The sequence below is a fragment of the Pseudomonas urethralis genome, assembly GCF_021602465.1.
Classification (GTDB): Bacteria; Pseudomonadota; Gammaproteobacteria; order Pseudomonadales; family Pseudomonadaceae; genus Aquipseudomonas; species Aquipseudomonas vlassakiae.
The window spans coordinates 174,068-192,723 of sequence record NZ_BQIJ01000008.1 but is presented as its reverse complement, the minus strand read 5'-3'; the positions used below and the strand labels follow the sequence as shown (position 1 = coordinate 192,723).

The following is an 18,656-nucleotide window of genomic DNA, read 5'->3' as shown; positions in this document are numbered from 1 at the left end:
CATTGAACCGGCGGATTCTCACGGGTAGACAGACCCACCAGGAGGAACCGGTCATGAGCAGCACCTTTTTCATCCCGCCCGTCAACATCATGGGCATCGACTGCCTCGACGAGGCCATGGCCGCAATTGCCGGATATGGCTTGCGCAAGGCGCTGATCGTAACCGACCAGGGCTTGGCCAAGGCCGGCGTCGCCGCGCGAATCGGGCGCATGCTGGCCTTGCGGGATATCGACTCGGTGGTGTTCGACGGCGCCAAGCCCAACCCCAGCATCGCCAACGTCGAGGCGGGCCTTGCCGTGTTGCAGCGTGAGCGCTGCGACTGCGTGGTGTCGCTGGGGGGTGGCTCGCCCCATGACTGCGCCAAGGGCATTGCCCTGTGCGCCACCAACGGTGGACATATCAGTGACTATGAGGGCGTCGACCGCTCGCGCAAGCCGCAACTGCCGCTGATCGCCATCAACACCACGGCCGGCACGGCCAGTGAAATGACCCGGTTCTGCATCATCACCGACGAGGCGCGGCACGTGAAAATGGCCATCGTCGACCGTAACGTCACGCCGATCCTGTCGGTCAACGACCCGTCATTGATGGTTGCCATGCCCAAGGGGTTGACGGCGGCCACCGGCATGGATGCGTTGACCCATGCCATCGAGGCCTACGTGTCGACGGCGGCTACACCGATCACCGACGCCTGTGCCCTCAAGGCCATCAGCCTGATCAGCGAGAACCTGCGCCAGGCCGTCAACGATGGCAACGACCTGCAGGCACGGGAGAACATGGCCTATGCGCAGTTCCTCGCCGGCATGGCGTTCAACAATGCCTCGCTGGGCTATGTGCACGCCATGGCGCACCAGCTGGGCGGTTACTACGACTTGCCCCACGGTGTGTGCAATGCCGTGTTGTTGCCGCATGTGCAGCGTTTCAATGCCAAGGTCAGTGCTGCGCGCCTGCGTGATGTGGCCAAAGCCATGGGCATCAAGGTGTGTGGGCTGGATGCGGAGCAGGGCGCGGGGGCGGCGATTTCCGCCATCGAGCACCTGGCGGCGGCTGTGGGCATTCCGGCGGGGCTGGCGGAGCTGGGGGCCAAGCTTGAGGATATCGGCATTCTGGCGCAGAACGCCCTGAAGGATGCCTGTGGCCTGACCAACCCGCGGTCGGCCAGCCAGGATGAGATCGAGGGGATTTTCCGGGCTGCGTTCTGACAGATGACGATGCGTGGCTGCACCGGCCTTTTCGCGGCTAAAGCCGCTGCTACAGGGATAGCGCCAGCTTCATGTCCGGCGCCGTCCCTGTGCGACCCGGTCTTCAGCGCTCACGCATGAAGAACCCGGCCACATACTTGCGAAAGGTCTCCAGGCTCTTGAAGTCGGCATAGCGCTTGAAGTTCTCGGCATCGGGCTCTGGCCCGATCGGCTGCTCCAGCAACGATACCGACAGCACCCGGTCCTGATCCGAGGTCAGCACCAGCTCATCCATCACCTGGCCGCCGATCACCGGCCGGCGCATCTGCACCTTCACCCCTTTGCTGGCCATCCAGTCGATCAGCGACACCAGCGCCTTGAGCGGCTCGCGTTCTTCGTCGCGGTACACCGGGAACAGGTGCGCGCGCGACAGCACCGGCACGCTGGCCACATGGATCAGTTCATAGAAGTGACTGCCCGCGGTGGTCGGTGAGTAGAGGGCCAGCGCCAGCAACGGGCCAGACGCCCGGTTGCCGCCCCAATACAAATGGTGGCCCTGGAAGTCGAAACCGTCCTCACTGCGGTTGTTGAACAGTTTGCGCCCTTTGATCTGGTCGACGCAGTCCAGCAGCAGGCCATGGCGACGGTGGTTGCCGAACACCGTGGCTTCGCGCAGGCGGGACTTGAGCATCATCATGTGCTTCATGTCCAGGCGGGTTTCCAGGTAGTTGCTGGCCGGCACCCGTTCGAGCAGCGGGTAACGGCTGGCGACACTGCGCAGCTCGGCGAACTGGCCGGTCAGGTCTTTCTTCAGGTGTGTGGCGTAGAGGTTGAGGCCGCTGGTCTCGATCCAGGTCAGCAGCAACGACAATAGGCGCTGCTGTTCGCGGCGCTCATTACCGTCAACAGCGCCAGTAGCGCTGTCGCTGGCGCTGCGGTAGTCACCGATCAGGCGCAGCGGGGTGTCAGGTGCCAGCCAGGCGGCGGGCACCGTTGGCGCCTCTTCACGCTCGCTGGCTTCGCGTTCGTCCTTGGTGAACGGGCAGCCGGGCGCATGCTCGGCGGTGCCCGGGTTGTTCTTCAGGAACAGCGTGCCGGTGCTGCCATTGAGGGTGACATTGAGCACCGGCAAGGCATCCTTGCGGCAGTCGCAGGCCAGCCACTGGTTGGCACTGCGCACCTTCATCAGCAGCTGGTTGGCCTGCAGCAGCCGTGGCCCGGCCAGGCTGCCGGTGGCGAAACCGACCAGCAGTTCCTCTTCGGCCGGGGTCAGGCTGCGCACCTGCGCGGCGGTTTTGTCGATGATTCGCATGAAGCAGCTCCAAGCTACGAGCCTCAAGCTTCAAGCAAACGCGCCGTGCTTTCAACTCGTCGCTCAGTTGCCGCTGAACATCTTCGCGGCGCGGGCGCGGATTTCGTCGGGGGTCAGGTCTTCCTTGTGGGTGGAGACGAACCAGATATTGCCGAACGGGTCTTTCAGGGTACCGCTGCGATCGCCGTAGAACTGGTCCGTCACTGGGTGCAATGCGGTGCCGCCGGCCGCCAGGGCCTGGGCATAGACCTTGTCACAGTCCTCGACGTACAGGTGCAGGCCGACGCCGGCGCCGGCGAGTTTCTGGCTGGCGGTCAGGCCGCCCTCGCGGTCGCAAGGGTCGCCGAGCATCAGCGAGGAGTCGCCGATGCGCAGTTCGGCGTGGCCGACCCGGCCATCGGGGCCTTCAAGGCGGAACATTTCCGTGGCGCCAAAGGCCTTCTTGTAGAACTCGATGGCCTTGGCGGCTTCGTTGATGGCCAGGTACGGGGTGATGCTGTGCTGGCCTTCGGGGATGGGTTTGACAGGCATGTGCGACTCTCCTTTGCAAGGGGCGCCGAGGGGCGCCCTGATGCTTAGAGTCGTCTGCGCAGATGGAAAATCGACAGCAAGGCTAGATCGATTCTCTATAAGCGCGCCTGTCAGAAGATGTAGTCGGTGGTCAGGAAGCTCGACTGGCGGTTACGGATGATCTCGCTGATCAGCGCCTTGTTGGCTTCCTGGAAGCGGGTCGCGACCAGGGTGCGGATGGAGAATACGCGCAAGGCATCGTGCACCGACAGGGTGCCTTCGGCGCTGTTCTTGCGGCCGTTGAACGGGTAGGTGTCCGGGCCGCGCTGGCACTGGGCATTGAGGTTGATGCGGCCGACCTGGTTGGCGAAGATGTCGACCAGGCTGCCGATGGTGGCCGGGTCGTTGCCGAACAGGCTCAGCTGCTGGCCGTAGTCGGAGTCGAGCACGTAGTCGATCACGGTTTGCAGGTCGCGATAAGGCACCACCGGTACCAGCGGGCCGAACTGCTCCTCGTGGTAGACGCGCATGTCGTGGTTGACCGGGTAGAGCAGGGCGGGGTAGAAGAACGAACCGCGGCTCTGCCCGCCACCTTCGTTGAGTACTTGCGCACCCTTGGCCTTGGCGTCGGCCACCAGCTGGTCGAGGTAGTCGACCTTGCCCGGCTCCGGCAGTGGTGTCAGCGCGACGCCCGGCTCCCACGGCATGCCGGGTTTGAGCGCGGCGAGCTTGCGCTGGAACTTGTCGAGGAAGGGTTCGACCACATCCTCGTGCACGAACAGGATCTTCAACGCCGTGCAGCGTTGGCCATTGAACGACAGGGCGCCAGTCACGGCCTCTTCCACGGCATTGTCCAGGTCCACCTGAGGCAGGACGATGCCCGGGTTCTTCGCATCCAGGCCCAGGGCCGCACGCAGCCGGTGCGGGCGAGGGTGCAGTTTCTTGAGGTCGCTGGCGGCTTTGTGGGTGCCGATGAAGGCGAATACATCGACCTTGCCACTGGCCATCAGCGCGCTGACCGTTTCGCGGCCACGGCCATAGATGACATTGATCACGCCCGGTGGGAAGCTGTCGCGGAACGCTTCGAGCAGCGGACGGATCAGCAGCACGCCGAACTTGGCCGGCTTGAACACCACCGTGTTGCCCATGATCAGGGCCGGGATCAGCGTGGTGAAGGTTTCATTGAGCGGGTAGTTGTAGGGGCCCATGCACAGCGCCACGCCCAAGGGTGCACGGCGGATCTGGCCAAGGGTGCCTTGTTCCAGCTCGAAGCGACTGGAGCGGCGGTCGAGGTCCTTGAGGGCGTTGATGGTGTCGACGATGTAGTCGCAGGTGCGGTCGAATTCCTTTTCCGAGTCCTTGAGGTTCTTGCCGATTTCCCACATCAGCAGCTTGACCACGGCAGTGCGCTGTTCACGCATGCGCGCGAGGAAGGTTTCCACGTGCTGGATACGTTCGGCAACGCGCATGTTCGGCCAGGCGCCACGGCCTTTGTCGTAGGCGTTTACTGCCGCGTCCAGGGCGGTGAGGGCGGTGTCGGCATCCAGCAGGGGCGCGCTGCCGAGCACGACCTGGCGCTCGCCATCCGCTTGCTTCAGCCAGACCGGGCTGCGGACCGTGGCCAGCGGCCCGTCCCAGCGCCGGAGTTCACCGTTCACCAGATAGTCGCGTTGTTCCAGTGGTGCTTCCAGGCGCCAGTGTTCAGGAATGTCTTCGGCGGTCGGAAACAGCGAATCGAGCAGATGTTCCATGGGTACTGCACCTCACGTGTCTGGACGGGTGAAACGCTTCAGCTTCGAGCATGCACCCTGGGCAAGAAAAACACCAGTCTGGCTCAATTTCGCCGACGCCGCGCCGATACAGGGGCAATCGCTCACGCCTGCAGGCTTATGACCCCGTCCAATTCCCCGATGACCTACGAACAGAAACCGACCACCGGCACGCTGCGACGGGCCCTCTGCCGCTTGTTGCCGGTGGGCGTTTCCCTGGCCGGTATCGGCGTGTCCATGGCCCTTGGGCATGTGGATATCCAGCGCCAGCAAAACCACCAGGACGCAAGCCTGTTCTACTCGCCGTTGTTCTGGTTCGCCTTGACCTGCAGCGGCCTGCTCAGCCTGTTCATCGCGCAGATCAACCGCAAGCAGCGCCAGTTGCGCCAGCGTAACCGCGAGCTGCAGCGCTCGCAGGCGCAGCTGGAACGCCTGGCGCATTACGACACCATCACCGGTTTGCCCAATCGGGTGCTGTTCCAGCAACAGCTCGCCGAGGCCACTGCCGAAGGCCATGGGCTGGCTGTGCTGCTACTGGATATCGACGGGTTCAAGCAGGTCAACGACAGCCTGGGCCACGCCATGGGTGACCTGCTGCTGCAGCAGGCGACTGCGCGCTTCTTGCAGGAACTCGACACCAGCGACCGGGTATGCCGGCTGGGCGGCGATGAATTCGTGTTCATGCTGCAGGGCACCCAGGGACAGGTCAGCCACCAGCTGCGCGAGTTGCTGCGCTGCCTGCAGCGGCCGTTCGACCTCAATGGCAACGCCGCGCTGGTGACCGGCAGCATCGGCCTGGCCTGGTGCCCGCAACATGGCGAAGACGTCGGCAGCCTGCTGCGCCATGCCGACACGGCCATGTATGCGGCCAAGGAGGGTGGGCGCAACGCCTGGCGCCCCTATCACCCGGACATGACCGCGCGGCTGCACCAGCGCCTGGAACTGGAGCGCAACTTGCGCCGGGCCTTGCAGGAAAACGAGTTCGAACTGTGGTACCAGCCGAAGGTCGACCTGTTCAGTGGCCAGCTGGAAGGTGTCGAAGCCTTGCTGCGTTGGCGTGATCCGGATCACGGGCTGATTCCGCCCGGCGAGTTCATCCCGCTGGCCGAACGTACCGGCCTGATCATTCCCTTGGGCGAGCGGTTACTCGATCTTGCCTGTGCGCAGATGGCCGCCTGGCGCGCCGCCGATTGCCTGCCGGGCCCGCTCGCGATCAACGTGGCAGCGCTGCAGATCGAGCGCAGCGACTATGTCTCAAGCCTGGCCATTGCTCTGGAACGTCATGGGCTGGCACCTAATCTGCTGGAAGTGGAAATCACCGAGAGCCTGCTGATGGAAAGCCAGCAACAGGCCTGTGCGGCGCTGGCCCAGTTGCAGGCGATGGGCGTGGCCACGGCGGTGGACGACTTCGGTACCGGTTATTCGTCGCTGGCCTACCTGCGTGCCTTGCCCATCGACCACCTGAAGATCGACCGGGCGTTCATCAAGGACTTGCCGGATGACGACGATGCGGTGGCCATTGCCCGGGCGATCATCGACCTGGGGCATGCCCTGGGCTATCGCATCACGGCCGAGGGGATCGAGACCCAGCAGCAGTATGACTTTTTGCGCAATGCCGGGTGTGACCAAGGCCAGGGCTATCTGCTGGGGCGGCCGATGCCAGCCGCCGAGTTGCAGAAGTGGATCGCGCACAATCCACTCAGGGCGCGAATGCCGCGTTGATGGCCGGGCACCTAGAGCTCGATATCGAACAGCTCATGAGCGGGCCGTGCCAGTGCGTCCTGACCTGCTTGCGGGTCGTGATCGATCACCGCCAGGCGACGCCAGAATTCTGCGCGGGCACGCCTGGGCCGTGAAGTGAACGGTTCGAGGTCCAGCAGTTGCCTCAGGTCGCGGCGGTACTGCAGCGGCAGACGCTGCCAAAGCGCCTGTTCATTGGCTCCCGCGCCCTCGAAGAACTCAGCATAGTCGCTGTCATCCACCAGCAAATCCACCTGATGCTCGGCGTTGTAGGCCTCGACTTCCTCGCGCATGCGCGGGCTGAGCCATCGGCTTTCAAGGCGCATCGCCTGAGCGACCGGTTGCGATACCTGGAAGTTGGCTGGTAACTGTTGCAACTGATTGCCGGCGAGGTCGATCGTCACCGGTGTGTTGGTCATGCTTTGCAGCCCACGCGGCAACTCGGTCAGCGCGCAATTGTCGAGGAACAGCGTGAACAGGCGTGGCAGGCGGCTCAGGTCGGGGGCGCGCAGCAACGGGTTGCCCCCCATGTCCAGCACGCCCAGGTTGATGAACTGATCGAGCATCTGCTGGGCGTTGTCGTCCCAGGTGAGGCGGTTGTTTTCGATGTCCAGCCACACCAGCGCCTGAGGATTGGCCAGGCGCGGCAAGCGGGCGAAGCGGCAATGGCTCAGCAGCAGGCGCTTGAGCCTGGGGAAGCGTTCGTAGAACTCGGCGGGTAACAGGCTCAGGTTGCGGTTGCCTTTGAGCGACACATGCTCGATGTGCGTGAAATCGTCCGGCAGGGCCAGGCTCGCCAGGTCACGGTCCTCCAGATCGAGGCGCGAGAGATCCAGGCTGTAGACCATTGCGTCCTGGCCCAGCCGCAACCTGGAGATGCGTCGCCAGGCATTGATGATGGGGGCTATGGCTTGCTGTCGCCGATGGGGCGATTGCGGGTCGGGGCGTGCCCATTCGCCAAGGTCGCGGCGCAAGGTTTCCAGGCGTCGCTCAAGGTTGCGCATTTCTGCCGCCGGCGAACGCCCTTGCAGGCGCCAGTTCTGCGTGGCGGTCAGGAACTCCTGATCGGTCGAGGTGGGGTACAAGCGGCGGTAGCGGGCCGCCAGCGGCACTTGCAGGTAGGGGCCACTGGGTATTGCACGCCGGCCGCCTTGCAACCCTGTGCGAGCGGCCTGGCGCCGTGCGCCCGCGCCCCAGAGGCGTTGCAGCAGGTCATTGCGGCGGGGTTCGCTCCAGGTCACTACGCGCTGGCGCAAGGTGTTGCCATCGGTGGTCGAAATATCCAGGGCGGTGCGCCAGGCGCTTGGCAGTGCTTGCTCGATCGCCCGGCACAGGTCCTGGTCCTGAGGCCCCGGAGCCGGCCGCTCGCCCAGATCGGCCTCGTAACCCTCGGCAGACTTGACCACGCGGCAGACCGTGCCTGCCAGGCTGCTTCCGCTGCTGTCGAGCAGCGGGCCTTGCGGGCTGCCTGCGCGCAATTCGAGGCGCAGGTCAGCGGGCCATTCAGGCATGTCATCGAGGCAACTCATCAACAACCGTTCACTGTCGGTCGTGCCTTGCTGGTGCACCAGTAGCCCCTCCAGCGCGCGCACCAGCGGCCATTCGCGGTGACGCTGCAAAACCTGCTCTGCTTCGCCCTGGACGAGCTCGTGTGGCTCGCGGGCCATGCGCTTCAAGGTGTCGAGCAGCAGCGCGGGCGCCGGCCGGCCTTCAAGGTGTACCTGGCGCAAGCGCGCCGCGTCGACGCCGCATATCTGGCCGGCCAGTTCCAGTTGCGCGGGTGTGAACGCCGCGTAGTCCTCGCCCAAGCGTCTTGCCAGAACAGTGAATGGCCATGCCTGCGGCTGTTCGTGGGCAGCGCGCCAGGCGCCCTGGCCGTTGTGTTCCAAGGGGGGTTGAAAAGCCTCCGGCGCCTCGGGATGGACGATTCGCCACTGCTGGATGGCAGGGTCGAAGCGCTGTTCATACACATGGCCGTCCATGCGGATGTAGTGCCTGCCCTCGTGCAGGTACTGGCCTTGCGCATTGGCCGGCAGCTGTTCCGGTAGCACCTGCGTGCTACGGTAGGGCTGCAGATCCGGCTGCCAGAGACGGTCGTGGCCATCGCTGCAGTGAACTTCCTGGAGGTTCTCCAGCAAGGGGTTGCTGAACAGCTTCGGCACGATGTGGCCTGCGGTTGCCAGGCCGCCGATCAGGGCCAGGTTCAAGCCAATGCCTTCAAGGTGTTGCAAGGCCAGGTGACGGTCGCCTTCGAGCCAGGCTTCATAGCCTTCGTAGACCTCGCCCAGCAACTGGCAGGCTGTCACGGCCAGCATCAGGGTGCCCACGGAAGGGATGAAGAAACCAGCCAGATTGAGCACGTCCAGCCCCAGGTTTTCCCACTCGGCGATGCGTTTGGCACGGGCCTGGGCGTCGGCCACCTCAGTCGGTACGGCGATTTGCTCGGCTGCGCTTTTCAGGTGGGCCAGGTGCTGGTCCTGATAAAAATCGAAAGGCTTGCCGGTGATGGCAAGGAGGCTGGGGTGCAGGTCCGCCGGGCGGGCGTCGTCCAGGTTCTGTTGAAGCAGGTCGAGCATGCGCGGCTGGTCGGCCTGGTTCAGGTAGGGATGCAAACGCTGACGGTTCTCTGGCGCCTGCAGCAGCGCCGCCAGTATTGAGTTGAGGGCGTCGATGTCGGCGCAAAGGTGCAGGGCAGGGGTGTCGTCGGGTAGATAGAGCAGCCAGCCTGAGCTACCTGCATCGATCAGCATGACCTCATGCAAGACGATGCCGAACAGCGCCAGTTGCCAGCAGGGCACGTCGTCGCCTTGCAGCAATTTGTCCACCTGGTCGCGTGTTGCACCGCTCAGGGCGTGGCGCAGGTAGGCAAGGTCCGCTGCCAGGCGCAAGCGGTCCCGTCGTACTGCTATGGCCTGTTCCCTTGCCTGTGGCGCGGCGAAGCATTGCTGCAGGTGCGCTTGGTAGGCACCCCCGAGGTCCAGTTCGCGGCACAGTTGGGCAAAGGTCTCCGGGGCAAGTGCCAGTCGCTCGGCATCATAGCGCTCGGATGCCAGAGAAAAATGCGCGGGCGGCGTCTGTGGGCCGGTCGGCGCTGTACCGTGCACCTTGATGGGGGTCACATGGATTTTGTCGCTGAGGGCGATGGCGCTCTCGGGAGTGAACGTCTCGTCATCGGCAAAGTTCTGCAAGGCAGCCTGCAGCAGGTTGTCACGACGATGACGGTACAAGTAGCCCGCCACACGCCAGTTCCAGGTGCGCTCGACGCGCAGTAGCTCGCTGCCGCGCAGCGGTGCCCTGAAATCGAGCTCGGCCAGGCGTGCCTGCAGGAGCGGTTCGGCAAACTCGGTGATCTGCTGCAGGCCCTTGAGCGAACGAGCCAGCTTGGCTTGCGAGTGCAGCAGGCGAGTATGGCTGGCCTGCACGGCCTCTTGCAGGTCAGGCGCGGCGTTGTTGTACCAGTCCTGGTCAAATGCATCGAGGCGTTGGCTCTGGCGTAAGGCCTGCCAGTGCCGGGAGGGGATGTGACGGGCCCAGGTGGGAAGTTGCGTTGCGATCAGTTCTTCATGCGGCGAAGCGGTAGCTTGGCGGGTCATAGGGAGGCTCCTTCGTCGAAGGGGCCATCAGGCAATTTTTGCAGTCGCTTGCGGTGGTAGTGATATAGCGCAACTTTCAATGCATGAAACACGGTTGATCTATAGCGAAAGCAACATTTGAAGTGCCCCTGTGCGAGGAAATTTGACGCCATTAATCACACTGCGATGCTGTCAAAATGCCGCTTGCCAAGCGGCACGCCTGCATCTTAACTAGATTCAGGATGGAAAGGCGGCGTGCGTAGTTGATGGTCCGTAAATCAACGCGTTATGCAGGCTTTCAAGCTTCGTTTCATTATTTCCGATTCGCCTCGTTGACAACATCAAAGGATGTCGAAGAAGACATGAAAGAGAACTTGGCGGCTGTGGCGCGAAAAGTGATCTCGCCTTCCATGCGCTACGAGATCCGGACTGTTTCAAGCAAGTTACGCGAAGTGCTGGCCCGCACCTGTCTCTGGCGCTGGGAAATCTCGCGTTTCCGCCTGCAGCAGGCCAGCCCTTACGAGATCCTCTACATCGGCCGCAAGCAACAGCGCGAGATGGCCAAGCTGCTGATCGGCGGCAAGGGCCAGCCGCTGGCCAGCGAGGTTGCCCAGGAGGCTGCACCCGCCACGAACCGTCATCTCGTGGTGGTGAGCGAGATGCCGACGGCAGGCGCGTTGACGGTACCTCATTACCTGAGCGCGGTGGTGCCCCTGGGGCGTTCGCTCGATGACATCACCGCCCGCTACGACAGTGAACTGCGCCGCAGCATTCGCAAGAACCGCCCGCTCTACCAGATGCGCCAGACGCTCGCCGATGACGAGATCGCCATGGCTGATCAACAGTTGTTGCGGCCCTATGCCACGGCCAGGCAGGGCATCCATGCGGCGCAGTTTCCCACCGACGAAGTATTTCGTCTGGCCAAGGGGGTCGGGCGCCTCGACCTGATTACCTGCGGTGAAGAGGTGATCGGTTGCCATTTGGGCTGCGAGATCACGCGCGATGGCAAACGCTATTGGAGCACCCTGCGTTTCGGCTATTGCGAGGCGGTGTTCTCAGACCCGAAAAGGCTGCGCGAGGTCAACTCGATCACCACCTTCATGGCCCTCGAATGGGCTTTGGCCAACGGCTATGACTATTACGATATCGGCCTTTGCCTGGCGCGGCCGGACGATGGCCTGCTGAAGTGGAAGCGCCGGCGTGGTGGCGATATCGATGCCATGGGCAACCATGCCTACCTGTTTGTCCGCCTGCCGCGCACGGGGACCGCGCAGTTCCTCTGGGATACACCGCTGTTTGCCGTCGAGGGCAACAAACTGACGCTGCACCTGGGGTTGCCAGAAGGGCCGAGTGACGACGAGGTCGCCAGCCGTTATCACGAAATGGTGTTCGGTGGGCTGCACAAGATCTACCTCTATGGCGCCAGGAGCAGTGGCGAGTCATTCCTGCAAACGCTGCGCTCGCGTTACGCCACGCTACAGTCCCCGCCCATGATGGAACGGGTTGTCGTTTCCAGCTGAGCCGGCTTCAAGGCATGCCAGGAATGCGTGCCTTGCCTCAGGCCAGAGATGTGTCACCTCGGGAGGGCATTTCATGGGTAGCGGTATCTCGAACCTCAGCGGCGCTTCGCTTGCCAGCCAGAACACCTGGACCCTGGCTGCCTACCGGCACATCGCGCGCAAGCGCTTGGCACGCAAGGCCGATATCGATATCAAGCGTGTCGCCGAGAAAACGTGGGATATCGCCCCCGGTGAAACAACCGTATCGGCCCCGGCGTTCTATTTGCCCAACCAACTGGAGCGCGTAACAGGCTGGGAGGCCAAGCGCTTTTACCCGTATGTGCATCCTGGGCGGACCATGGAAGGCGGGATCACTGTCGAACAGGGGCCGACCCGGGGCTACCTGTTCAAGGATGTCTGGCTGGTCGACGGTGCATTGTACAAGGGCAATGCCAGCCACTGGTTGTCGCTGAAACCGGGCCGGTTCCCTGGCATCACGGTGGATCACGAGATCGACCGTGGGGCCATCTACTGCACCCAGAACGGCAACACCTGGTTCGGTACCTGGTTGATGGAAGACTGCCCGACCTATGCCTTGGCCTGCGAAGAAGGCGTTCCGGTGACCACGGCGCCCTCGGCGCGTTACCCGCTGTTCACCCAGGGGCCGGCGTATGAGCGCTGGCTGGGCATGCAACCGCTGCGCACGCGTGGGGCGTTTTTCCGCGAACTGGTGTTGTTCGACGACCTCAGCAACAACCGCAGCAGGTATTCGCGTTATCGCGCCATGGGTGACAAGCTGTTGTCGCATGTCGACCCTTCGCCGCACCCGGGGGTGTTCATCCTGCGTGGCAGCGAGGGCGACCTGCGGCTCATGCGCAATGAGCTCGAAGTCGCCTCGCACCTGCAGAAGTCCCGTGGTTTTCGCATTGTCGACCCGATGAAAACCGATGTGCCAGGTATCGTTGCCGCCTGTGCCGGGGCGCGGACGGTGATCGGCGTTGAAGGCAGCCAGCTGGTACACGGGGTCAATGTATTGCAGCCCGGCGGTTCGATACTGGCGCTGCAGCCGCCGAACCGGTTTGTCAGCTATTACAAATACCTGACGGATCGCGATCATCAGCACTTCGGTTTCGTGGTCGGGACGCCGCAAGGCGAAGGCTTCACCATCGATGTCGATGAAGTGGAGCGAACGCTGGATCTGTTCCCTTATTGAACCTCGACGGGGCGATGATCGACTGCCCGGCTGCGTGCGCAATGCAGCCCTGGCACGGGGTCGAGGTCGGCGAATTCAAGTTGACGGCTTTTTGACTCTGTCAGCCCTGTCCGATTGAGATTTATTATGGTGTCGGATCATTGACGTAATATCATTGTGCCCATAAGCTCAAGTCAACAGCGATCCAGTCTTCCGCCAATCAATAACAACGTTCCTCTTTGAAGGTGACGAATATGCGCTCGACTTTGCTCATCAAGTCTTTCTTCCTGTTGGTGTTATTGACTGGTGCAGCGCGAGCGGCGGATTCTTACTTATCGGAAAATACCATTGTGCCGCTGTCCACGGCGGGCTGGTTGTTCGCGTCTGCGGTGATCGGTTTCATCGCGGTGGCCAATAGAAAGAAGATCTAAGTTGTTTCGGTTTTATCGCGATGCCAATGCGTTGACGCAAAAGCGTGGGTGTTTATGTTTTTCGGCGTAGTCGATGCTTGTCAATTTTACAGCTGTTGCTATATTCCAGTAGCCAGCGTCCTCGACGCGAACAGTCGATAAAAAGGCAGGCAGGGCGGCATCGCGGTAAAACGCCTCCAGGATGGGTGTGGCCTTCGCAGCAAACGGGCGGCGAAGCGGAGCGAGAGGTTCGTCGTTGTACTCATTCAGTGCTCTTAACCTGGGCCGACTGGCCGGAGGGATCCCTCATGGTACGTTTGCTGATGTCCGTTCTCTGCGCCCTGGTCGTCGGCTCTGGCAGCGCCGCCGCCGACACATCCTCCTCGACTTACCTGTTAAGCCCTGGTGACAAGGTGATGATCTCGGTGTGGCAGGAAGACACCCTGCGCCAGGAAACCGTTGTTCTTCCCGATGGCAGTATCACCTTCCCGCTGGCGGGGCGTGTGGATGTTGCCGGCCTTGAAGCCACCGCCGTGGCAAAGAAAATCGAGACCGCGCTGAAACCTTACCTGGCCCAGCCAAATGTCAGCGTGGTCGTCACCAGCACCGCGGGTAACCTGGTGTATGTTCAAGGCAAAGTGATCAAGCCCGGCCCGGTACCGATGGCAGGCCCTACGGCGGTGCTTCAAGCCTTGAGCATGTCGGGCGGAATGGACAAATTCGCCGACGAAAGCGCCATCAAAGTCATCCGCGGCCAAAAGGTCATGCCGGTGCGTTACAAGGATCTGGTTTCTGGGCGTGACATGTCCACCAACTTCCAACTTCAGGCTGGCGATACGCTGGTCGTACCCTGACTCTCCTAAAAATTAAGAACGACTTGTGCCTATCAATAAAACGACGAGTGTTGTAACGGCGATCATGATGATGCCGTTCTCCGGGGTGGTTGATGCCGCCAACTGGCAGTCTTCAGTCGAGGTTCCCACGACTGTCGAGTACGACAGCAACCCATTGCTCCTTACCTCCAAGGAGAAAGGTGTGACGCGTACCATCATTGCGCCTGATTACACCCTGGTAGGTCAGTTCGATCGCGACCAGCTGCGCATGGGCGTGGGCATGCATGTGCTGCGCTCATCCGACCGTTCGGTGATGGATGACCGTGAAGACCCCAACCTCAGCCTGGGCTGGCAACGCGAAACCGAAAGCGGTGGCTTTGGCCTGCTGGCGCAGTACGATGAAAGCTCGACGCTTTCTGGTGCGGTGCAGGATACCGGTGTGGTGACCACCACCGACGGCACCCAGAAGATGTCACGGCTCACGGGCAACTGGAGCAGCGCGGTAACCGAGCGCAGCACCCTGGCCAACGAACTTCGCTACTCCCACGCCAGTTACGACATCAGTACGCTGACCGGTTACGACGAGTACGCCAACGATTTCACCTGGACGTACGCCTGGAGCGAACGTACCGACATCATCACCGGTTTCGAAGCGCGGCGTTACGAGCCGGATGACACCAGCTCGGCAGTCGCCACCAACAGTTATGTCCCCAGCATCGGTCTGAAGTACCAGTTCTCCGACAGCCTGGTCGGCGCCATGCATGTCGGCGTCAACCAGACCAACGGTGCCGGTACTCAGCGCCGTGGTGAAGGCGGCGCATCGCTGACCTACCGCGGCTCACGCCACGAGGCCAGCTTCAGTGCCGACCGCAGCACGATGTCCAACGCCCAGGGCGGTGCCGCCGAGATGGACATGGTGCGTGGCAGCTGGAGCTACCTGCTCACCGAGACCACCCGGGTCGGCGCAGACGCCTGGTGGCAGGACAGCAAAGGGCAGAACCCCAATACCCTGCAAACCTACAGCGTCTGGGCCAGCCGGGCGTTCTCGCCGGCCTGGGACCTGCGTTTTTCGTTGATGTACAAGGAGCGCCAACAAAAGGGCCTGCCCAATGCCGACGCTACCATCGCTGGTTTGACGCTGACGTACCGATACCCCGACATCTGAATTTCGGATTGGTGGCCACTATGAAATCTGAGTACGAGCTCTCTATCAAAGATTACATCGCCATCATCAAGGACCGTGCCTTGTTGTTGGGGATCGTCATAGTGGTCGTGGTGGCCGCCACCATCGGGGTGGCGATCAGCGTTCCGCCGATCTATCAGTCGACCGGGACCATTCTGGTGGAGTCGCAGCAGATCTCCCCGGACCTGGTCTCGGCCGGCAACAATACCTTTGCCGATGAGCGTATCGAGGTCATCCGCCAGCGAGTGATGACTCGCGAGAACCTGCTGCGGATCATCGACAAGTACAACCTGTTCGCCGACCGCGGCAGCCGCTTCAGCGAAACCGACAAGATCGAGCAGATGCGCAGTGCGATCGTTGTCGCCACGCTCAGCACCTACGTCAAGGGGCGCGGCGAGGCCACCGTGGCCTTTACGGTTTCCTACGAAGACAAACGCGCCGAAGTGGCCAAGGAAGTGGCTGACGAGCTGGTGTCGCTGTTCCTCAACGAGAACATGAAGCAGCGCACCGAACGCGCCACCGAAACCACCGAATTCCTCACCCAGGAAGCCAACAAGCTCGGTGCCGAGCTGGCCGACCTGGAGAACCAGCTGGCCGACTTCAAGCAGACCCACGCCAACGCATTGCCCGAGAACCAGCAACTGCGCATGAGCATGCTGTCGCGTTCGGAGCTTGAGTTCCGCGAAGTGGACCGCGACTACAAGTCTGCGCAGGAAGAACTGCGCTACCTGGAGCTGGAGCTGGCCGCAGCCAACGCCGGCGCGCCGGCCCAGACCGCCAACGGCAAGGCCGTTGCGCCCGATCCGCAAGACCTGCCAGGGCTGAAGGCAGAGTATGCGCGCCTGCTGACGAAATACACCGAAGCGCACCCGGATGTGGTGGCGGTCAAGCGCAAGATCGACGCGCTCAAGGCTTCTGGCGACCAGGGTATCGCCGCCGCCGGAGCCACCAACCTGGATGCCGCCAGGGTCCGCACCAAAATGGCTGCCGCGCAATCGCGCATCGCCTCGCTGGCCGAGCAGAAGCGCCAGCTGACCACCAAGATGGAAGGCTACGAGGCCGATATCCTCGAGGCACCGCAAGTCGAGCGCGGCTTGGTGACGTTGATGCGCGATCACGACAACGCGCGCAAGAAGTACGAGGAAATCCGCAACAAGGAAATGGGCGCGAAAATCACCGAAAGCCTCGAACAAGAGAACAAGGCCGAGCGCTTCGTGTTGCTGGAGCCGCCGCTGATGCCGGAAAAACCGGTCAAACCCAACCGCAAGAAGATCGTCGCCCTTGGCCTGGTATTGGCCCCGGCCGCAGGCGGTGGCCTGGTAATGCTGCTGGAAATGCTCAATCAGCGCGTGCGCGGTGTCGGTGCCCTGGAGAGCGTACTGGGCCGGCGCGTGCTGGTGGCTGTGCCGTATATCGCGACCAAGGCGGAAAAGGCCAGGCGCAAGCGGCTGCTGAGCATGATGATCGCTGCCGCTTTGCTGGTGGTTGCTATCCTGTTGGTGGGTGTCCACATGTTCTACATGCCTCTGGACCTCCTGCTTTTCAAAGCTATGGCTCGGTTTGAATAGGGAGCGCAGCGATGGACAGAAGTACGCCGGCTATTGGTAAGAACATTCACCAGGTTTCGCCAGCCACGTCCGATACGGCGCAGGTGCCATCGGTCATGGACAAACCCGGGGAACTCGGGCTGTTCGATTACGTGCAGACCAAGGTGGTGCCGCTCAATGCGGACCTCCTGGAGCGCAACCGGATCGTTTCCTTCAACAAGAACTCGAACATGAGCGGGGCGATCGACCTGTTGCGCACCCAGGTGCTGCAGGCCATGGAGGACAATGGCTGGCGCACCCTGGCGATTACCTCGCCAACGCCCGAGGCGGGCAAGACGGTGCTGGCGGTCAACCTGGCCATGAGCATCGCCCACCACACCAACAAGACCGCTTTGCTGGTGGACTTCGACCTGCGTCGCCCACGGGTTGGCAGCAGCCTCGGCTTGCCGATGGAGAAGGCGCTGAACGACGTGCTCGATGGCAAGGCCTGGCTCGAAGAGGCATTGGTCAATCCGACCCTGCCACGCTTCGTCGTGCTGCCGACACGCGAGCCGGTACCGATGTCTACCGAGGTACTGTCGTCGCCCAAGGTGAACACCCTGATCGGCGAGCTGCGCGACCGTTATGAATCGCGGATCTGCATCTTCGATTTGCCGCCACTGCTGAGTTCGGACGACGCGATCACTGTGCTGCCGAGGTTCGACTGTGTGCTGCTGGTGGTGGCCAATGGCATGAACAGCAAGAAGGATATCGAGGATTGCCTGTATCACCTGGCTTCATCGAACCTGGTGGGGGCAGTGTTGAACAAGGCGGATGAGCAACCGCGGACCTACTATTGAGTGAGAGGTGGCCCCTTCGCGTCGAGCAACCGTGAAGGGGCTGGCTGTCACCTCCAGGGATACTTCAACTCCCACGCCCACGCATGACTGACGATCTCATCCAGTGACCTGAGCGCAGGCTGCCAGCCCAGCACGGACCTGGCTTTCTCGGCATCCGCCACCAGCCGGGGCGGGTCGCCAGCGCGGCGGGGGGCCTCGATCACATTGATCTGCCGCCCGGTAACCGACCGCGCAGTATCGATCACTTCCTGCACCGAGAACCCCAACCCGTTGCCCAGGTTGAACGCCGTCGTCGCGCCGTCGGCCTGCAGGTACTCCACGGCCAGGGCGTGCGCGGAGGCCAGGTCGGCTACGTGGATATAGTCGCGGATGCAGGTGCCATCCGGGGTGTCGTAGTCATGGCCGAACACGGTCACGGCCTCGCGCCGCCCGGAGGCCGCCTGCAGGATCAATGGAATCAGGTGGGTTTCCGGCTCGTGGCATTCGCCCAACTCACCGTCCGGGTCAGCGCCTGCGGCATTGAAATAGCGCAAGCTGACCGAACGCAGGCCATAGGCACGGTCGAAGTCTTCGAGCATCTGCTCCACCATCCACTTGGTGCGCCCGTACGGGTTGATCGGCAGCTTGCGGTGTTGCTCGTCGATGGGAACAGACAGAGGGTCGCCGTATACCGCGGCGCTGGAGGAGAAGATCAGCCGCTTGATGCCTGCCCGTACCATGGCCTCCAGCAGGCTGAGGGTCGAGCAGACGTTGTTCAAGTAATACTTGTCGGGGTCTGCCACCGACTCGCCGACCTGGATGAACGAGGCGAAGTGGAACACGGCCTCGAAGTGGTAGTCGCTGAACAGGGTGTCCAGCGCGTGGCCGTCGGCGATGTCCAGGCACACCCATTCGACGCCGGATGCCGGAGCCTCGAGGTCTGCCACCACCACGTCATGGCCGGCACGCAGCAGGTGCTTGACCATGTGTGAGCCGATATAACCTGCACCACCGACAACCAGATACTTCATCCAATCCTCCTGGAGCAGACGCAGCGTTGAATGCCTGGTGTACAGGGCTTCAATGACTG

General features: G+C 62.5%; 14 protein-coding genes. 9 read left to right on the top strand and 5 right to left on the bottom strand.

From position 1 onward, the window contains the following. Positions 1-53 precede the first annotated feature (53 nt). Complete coding sequence (gene yiaY, locus L6D64_RS15515; protein WP_176509601.1) at positions 54-1,202, top strand: L-threonine dehydrogenase; 1,149 nt, start codon at positions 54-56, stop codon at positions 1,200-1,202. A gap of 103 nt (positions 1,203-1,305) precedes the next feature. Here the strand turns inward: yiaY and L6D64_RS15510 are convergent, their stop codons facing one another. The 3 genes from L6D64_RS15510 to L6D64_RS15500 all read right to left on the bottom strand — a co-directional run bounded on the left by L6D64_RS15510 (position 1,306) and on the right by L6D64_RS15500 (position 4,754). Beyond that, positions 1,306-2,493, bottom strand: a complete 1,188-nt coding sequence (locus tag L6D64_RS15510) for a hypothetical protein (protein ID WP_176509600.1) — start codon at positions 2,491-2,493, stop codon at positions 1,306-1,308. A gap of 63 nt (positions 2,494-2,556) precedes the next feature. Next, positions 2,557-3,024, bottom strand: a complete 468-nt coding sequence (locus L6D64_RS15505; RefSeq protein ID WP_176509599.1) for a VOC family protein — start codon at positions 3,022-3,024, stop codon at positions 2,557-2,559. Positions 3,025-3,134: 110 nt separating this feature from the next. After that, on the bottom strand, positions 3,135-4,754 hold the full coding sequence (locus L6D64_RS15500; protein ID WP_176509598.1) for an NADP-dependent glyceraldehyde-3-phosphate dehydrogenase: 1,620 nt from the start codon (positions 4,752-4,754) through the stop codon (positions 3,135-3,137). Positions 4,755-4,892: 138 nt separating this feature from the next. Between L6D64_RS15500 and L6D64_RS15495 the strand changes: the two genes are divergently transcribed. After that, complete coding sequence (locus tag L6D64_RS15495; RefSeq protein WP_176509597.1) at positions 4,893-6,494, top strand: putative bifunctional diguanylate cyclase/phosphodiesterase; 1,602 nt, start codon at positions 4,893-4,895, stop codon at positions 6,492-6,494. Positions 6,495-6,505: 11 nt separating this feature from the next. On the opposite strand, the gene L6D64_RS15490 is transcribed toward L6D64_RS15495, so the two are convergent. Then, on the bottom strand, positions 6,506-10,105 hold the full coding sequence (locus tag L6D64_RS15490) for a leucine-rich repeat domain-containing protein (protein ID WP_176509596.1): 3,600 nt from the start codon (positions 10,103-10,105) through the stop codon (positions 6,506-6,508). A 341-nt stretch (positions 10,106-10,446) separates the two neighbouring features. Between L6D64_RS15490 and L6D64_RS15485 the strand changes: the two genes are divergently transcribed. From L6D64_RS15485 to L6D64_RS15455, 7 genes are all read left to right on the top strand, one after another. Then, the gene (locus tag L6D64_RS15485; protein WP_176509595.1) at positions 10,447-11,604 is read left to right on the top strand and encodes a GNAT family N-acetyltransferase; all 1,158 of its coding nucleotides are present in this window, start codon (positions 10,447-10,449) and stop codon (positions 11,602-11,604) included. Between the two features lie 73 nt (positions 11,605-11,677). Then, positions 11,678-12,796: a glycosyltransferase 61 family protein gene (locus tag L6D64_RS15480; RefSeq protein WP_176509594.1), complete on the top strand. Its 1,119-nt coding sequence runs from the start codon at positions 11,678-11,680 to the stop codon at positions 12,794-12,796. Positions 12,797-13,029: 233 nt separating this feature from the next. Further along, positions 13,030-13,206, top strand: a complete 177-nt coding sequence (gene eppA, locus L6D64_RS15475; RefSeq protein WP_176509593.1) for an EPS-associated small membrane protein EppA — start codon at positions 13,030-13,032, stop codon at positions 13,204-13,206. 287 nt (positions 13,207-13,493) lie between these two features. Continuing rightward, positions 13,494-14,039 (top strand): polysaccharide biosynthesis/export family protein, encoded by a 546-nt coding sequence (locus tag L6D64_RS15470; RefSeq protein ID WP_054885433.1) that lies wholly within the window; start codon positions 13,494-13,496, stop codon positions 14,037-14,039. 25 nt (positions 14,040-14,064) lie between these two features. Then, entirely contained in the window at positions 14,065-15,183 is a 1,119-nt protein-coding gene (locus L6D64_RS15465) for a hypothetical protein (RefSeq protein WP_176509592.1), read from the top strand. 20 nt (positions 15,184-15,203) lie between these two features. Next, positions 15,204-16,769, top strand: coding sequence for a GumC family protein (locus L6D64_RS15460; RefSeq protein ID WP_176509591.1), 1,566 nt, complete (start codon positions 15,204-15,206; stop codon positions 16,767-16,769). A gap of 11 nt (positions 16,770-16,780) precedes the next feature. Then, the gene (locus tag L6D64_RS15455) at positions 16,781-17,587 is read left to right on the top strand and encodes a CpsD/CapB family tyrosine-protein kinase (RefSeq protein WP_176509590.1); all 807 of its coding nucleotides are present in this window, start codon (positions 16,781-16,783) and stop codon (positions 17,585-17,587) included. A gap of 47 nt (positions 17,588-17,634) precedes the next feature. Here the strand turns inward: L6D64_RS15455 and galE are convergent, their stop codons facing one another. Further along, positions 17,635-18,597: a UDP-glucose 4-epimerase GalE gene (galE, locus tag L6D64_RS15450; protein ID WP_176509589.1), complete on the bottom strand. Its 963-nt coding sequence runs from the start codon at positions 18,595-18,597 to the stop codon at positions 17,635-17,637. Positions 18,598-18,656: the final 59 nt, after the last annotated feature.

Coding starts and splice junctions, on each gene's coding strand:
- yiaY (WP_176509601.1), top strand. CDS start 54: ATGAGCAGCACCTTTTTCATCCCGCCCGTCAACATCATGGGCATCGAC.
- L6D64_RS15510 (WP_176509600.1), bottom strand. CDS start 2,493: ATGCGAATCATCGACAAAACCGCCGCGCAGGTGCGCAGCCTGACCCCG.
- L6D64_RS15505 (WP_176509599.1), bottom strand. CDS start 3,024: ATGCCTGTCAAACCCATCCCCGAAGGCCAGCACAGCATCACCCCGTAC.
- L6D64_RS15500 (WP_176509598.1), bottom strand. CDS start 4,754: ATGGAACATCTGCTCGATTCGCTGTTTCCGACCGCCGAAGACATTCCT.
- L6D64_RS15495 (WP_176509597.1), top strand. CDS start 4,893: ATGACCCCGTCCAATTCCCCGATGACCTACGAACAGAAACCGACCACC.
- L6D64_RS15490 (WP_176509596.1), bottom strand. CDS start 10,105: ATGACCCGCCAAGCTACCGCTTCGCCGCATGAAGAACTGATCGCAACG.
- L6D64_RS15485 (WP_176509595.1), top strand. CDS start 10,447: ATGAAAGAGAACTTGGCGGCTGTGGCGCGAAAAGTGATCTCGCCTTCC.
- L6D64_RS15480 (WP_176509594.1), top strand. CDS start 11,678: ATGGGTAGCGGTATCTCGAACCTCAGCGGCGCTTCGCTTGCCAGCCAG.
- eppA (WP_176509593.1), top strand. CDS start 13,030: ATGCGCTCGACTTTGCTCATCAAGTCTTTCTTCCTGTTGGTGTTATTG.
- L6D64_RS15470 (WP_054885433.1), top strand. CDS start 13,494: ATGGTACGTTTGCTGATGTCCGTTCTCTGCGCCCTGGTCGTCGGCTCT.
- L6D64_RS15460 (WP_176509591.1), top strand. CDS start 15,204: ATGAAATCTGAGTACGAGCTCTCTATCAAAGATTACATCGCCATCATC.
- L6D64_RS15455 (WP_176509590.1), top strand. CDS start 16,781: ATGGACAGAAGTACGCCGGCTATTGGTAAGAACATTCACCAGGTTTCG.
- galE (WP_176509589.1), bottom strand. CDS start 18,597: ATGAAGTATCTGGTTGTCGGTGGTGCAGGTTATATCGGCTCACACATG.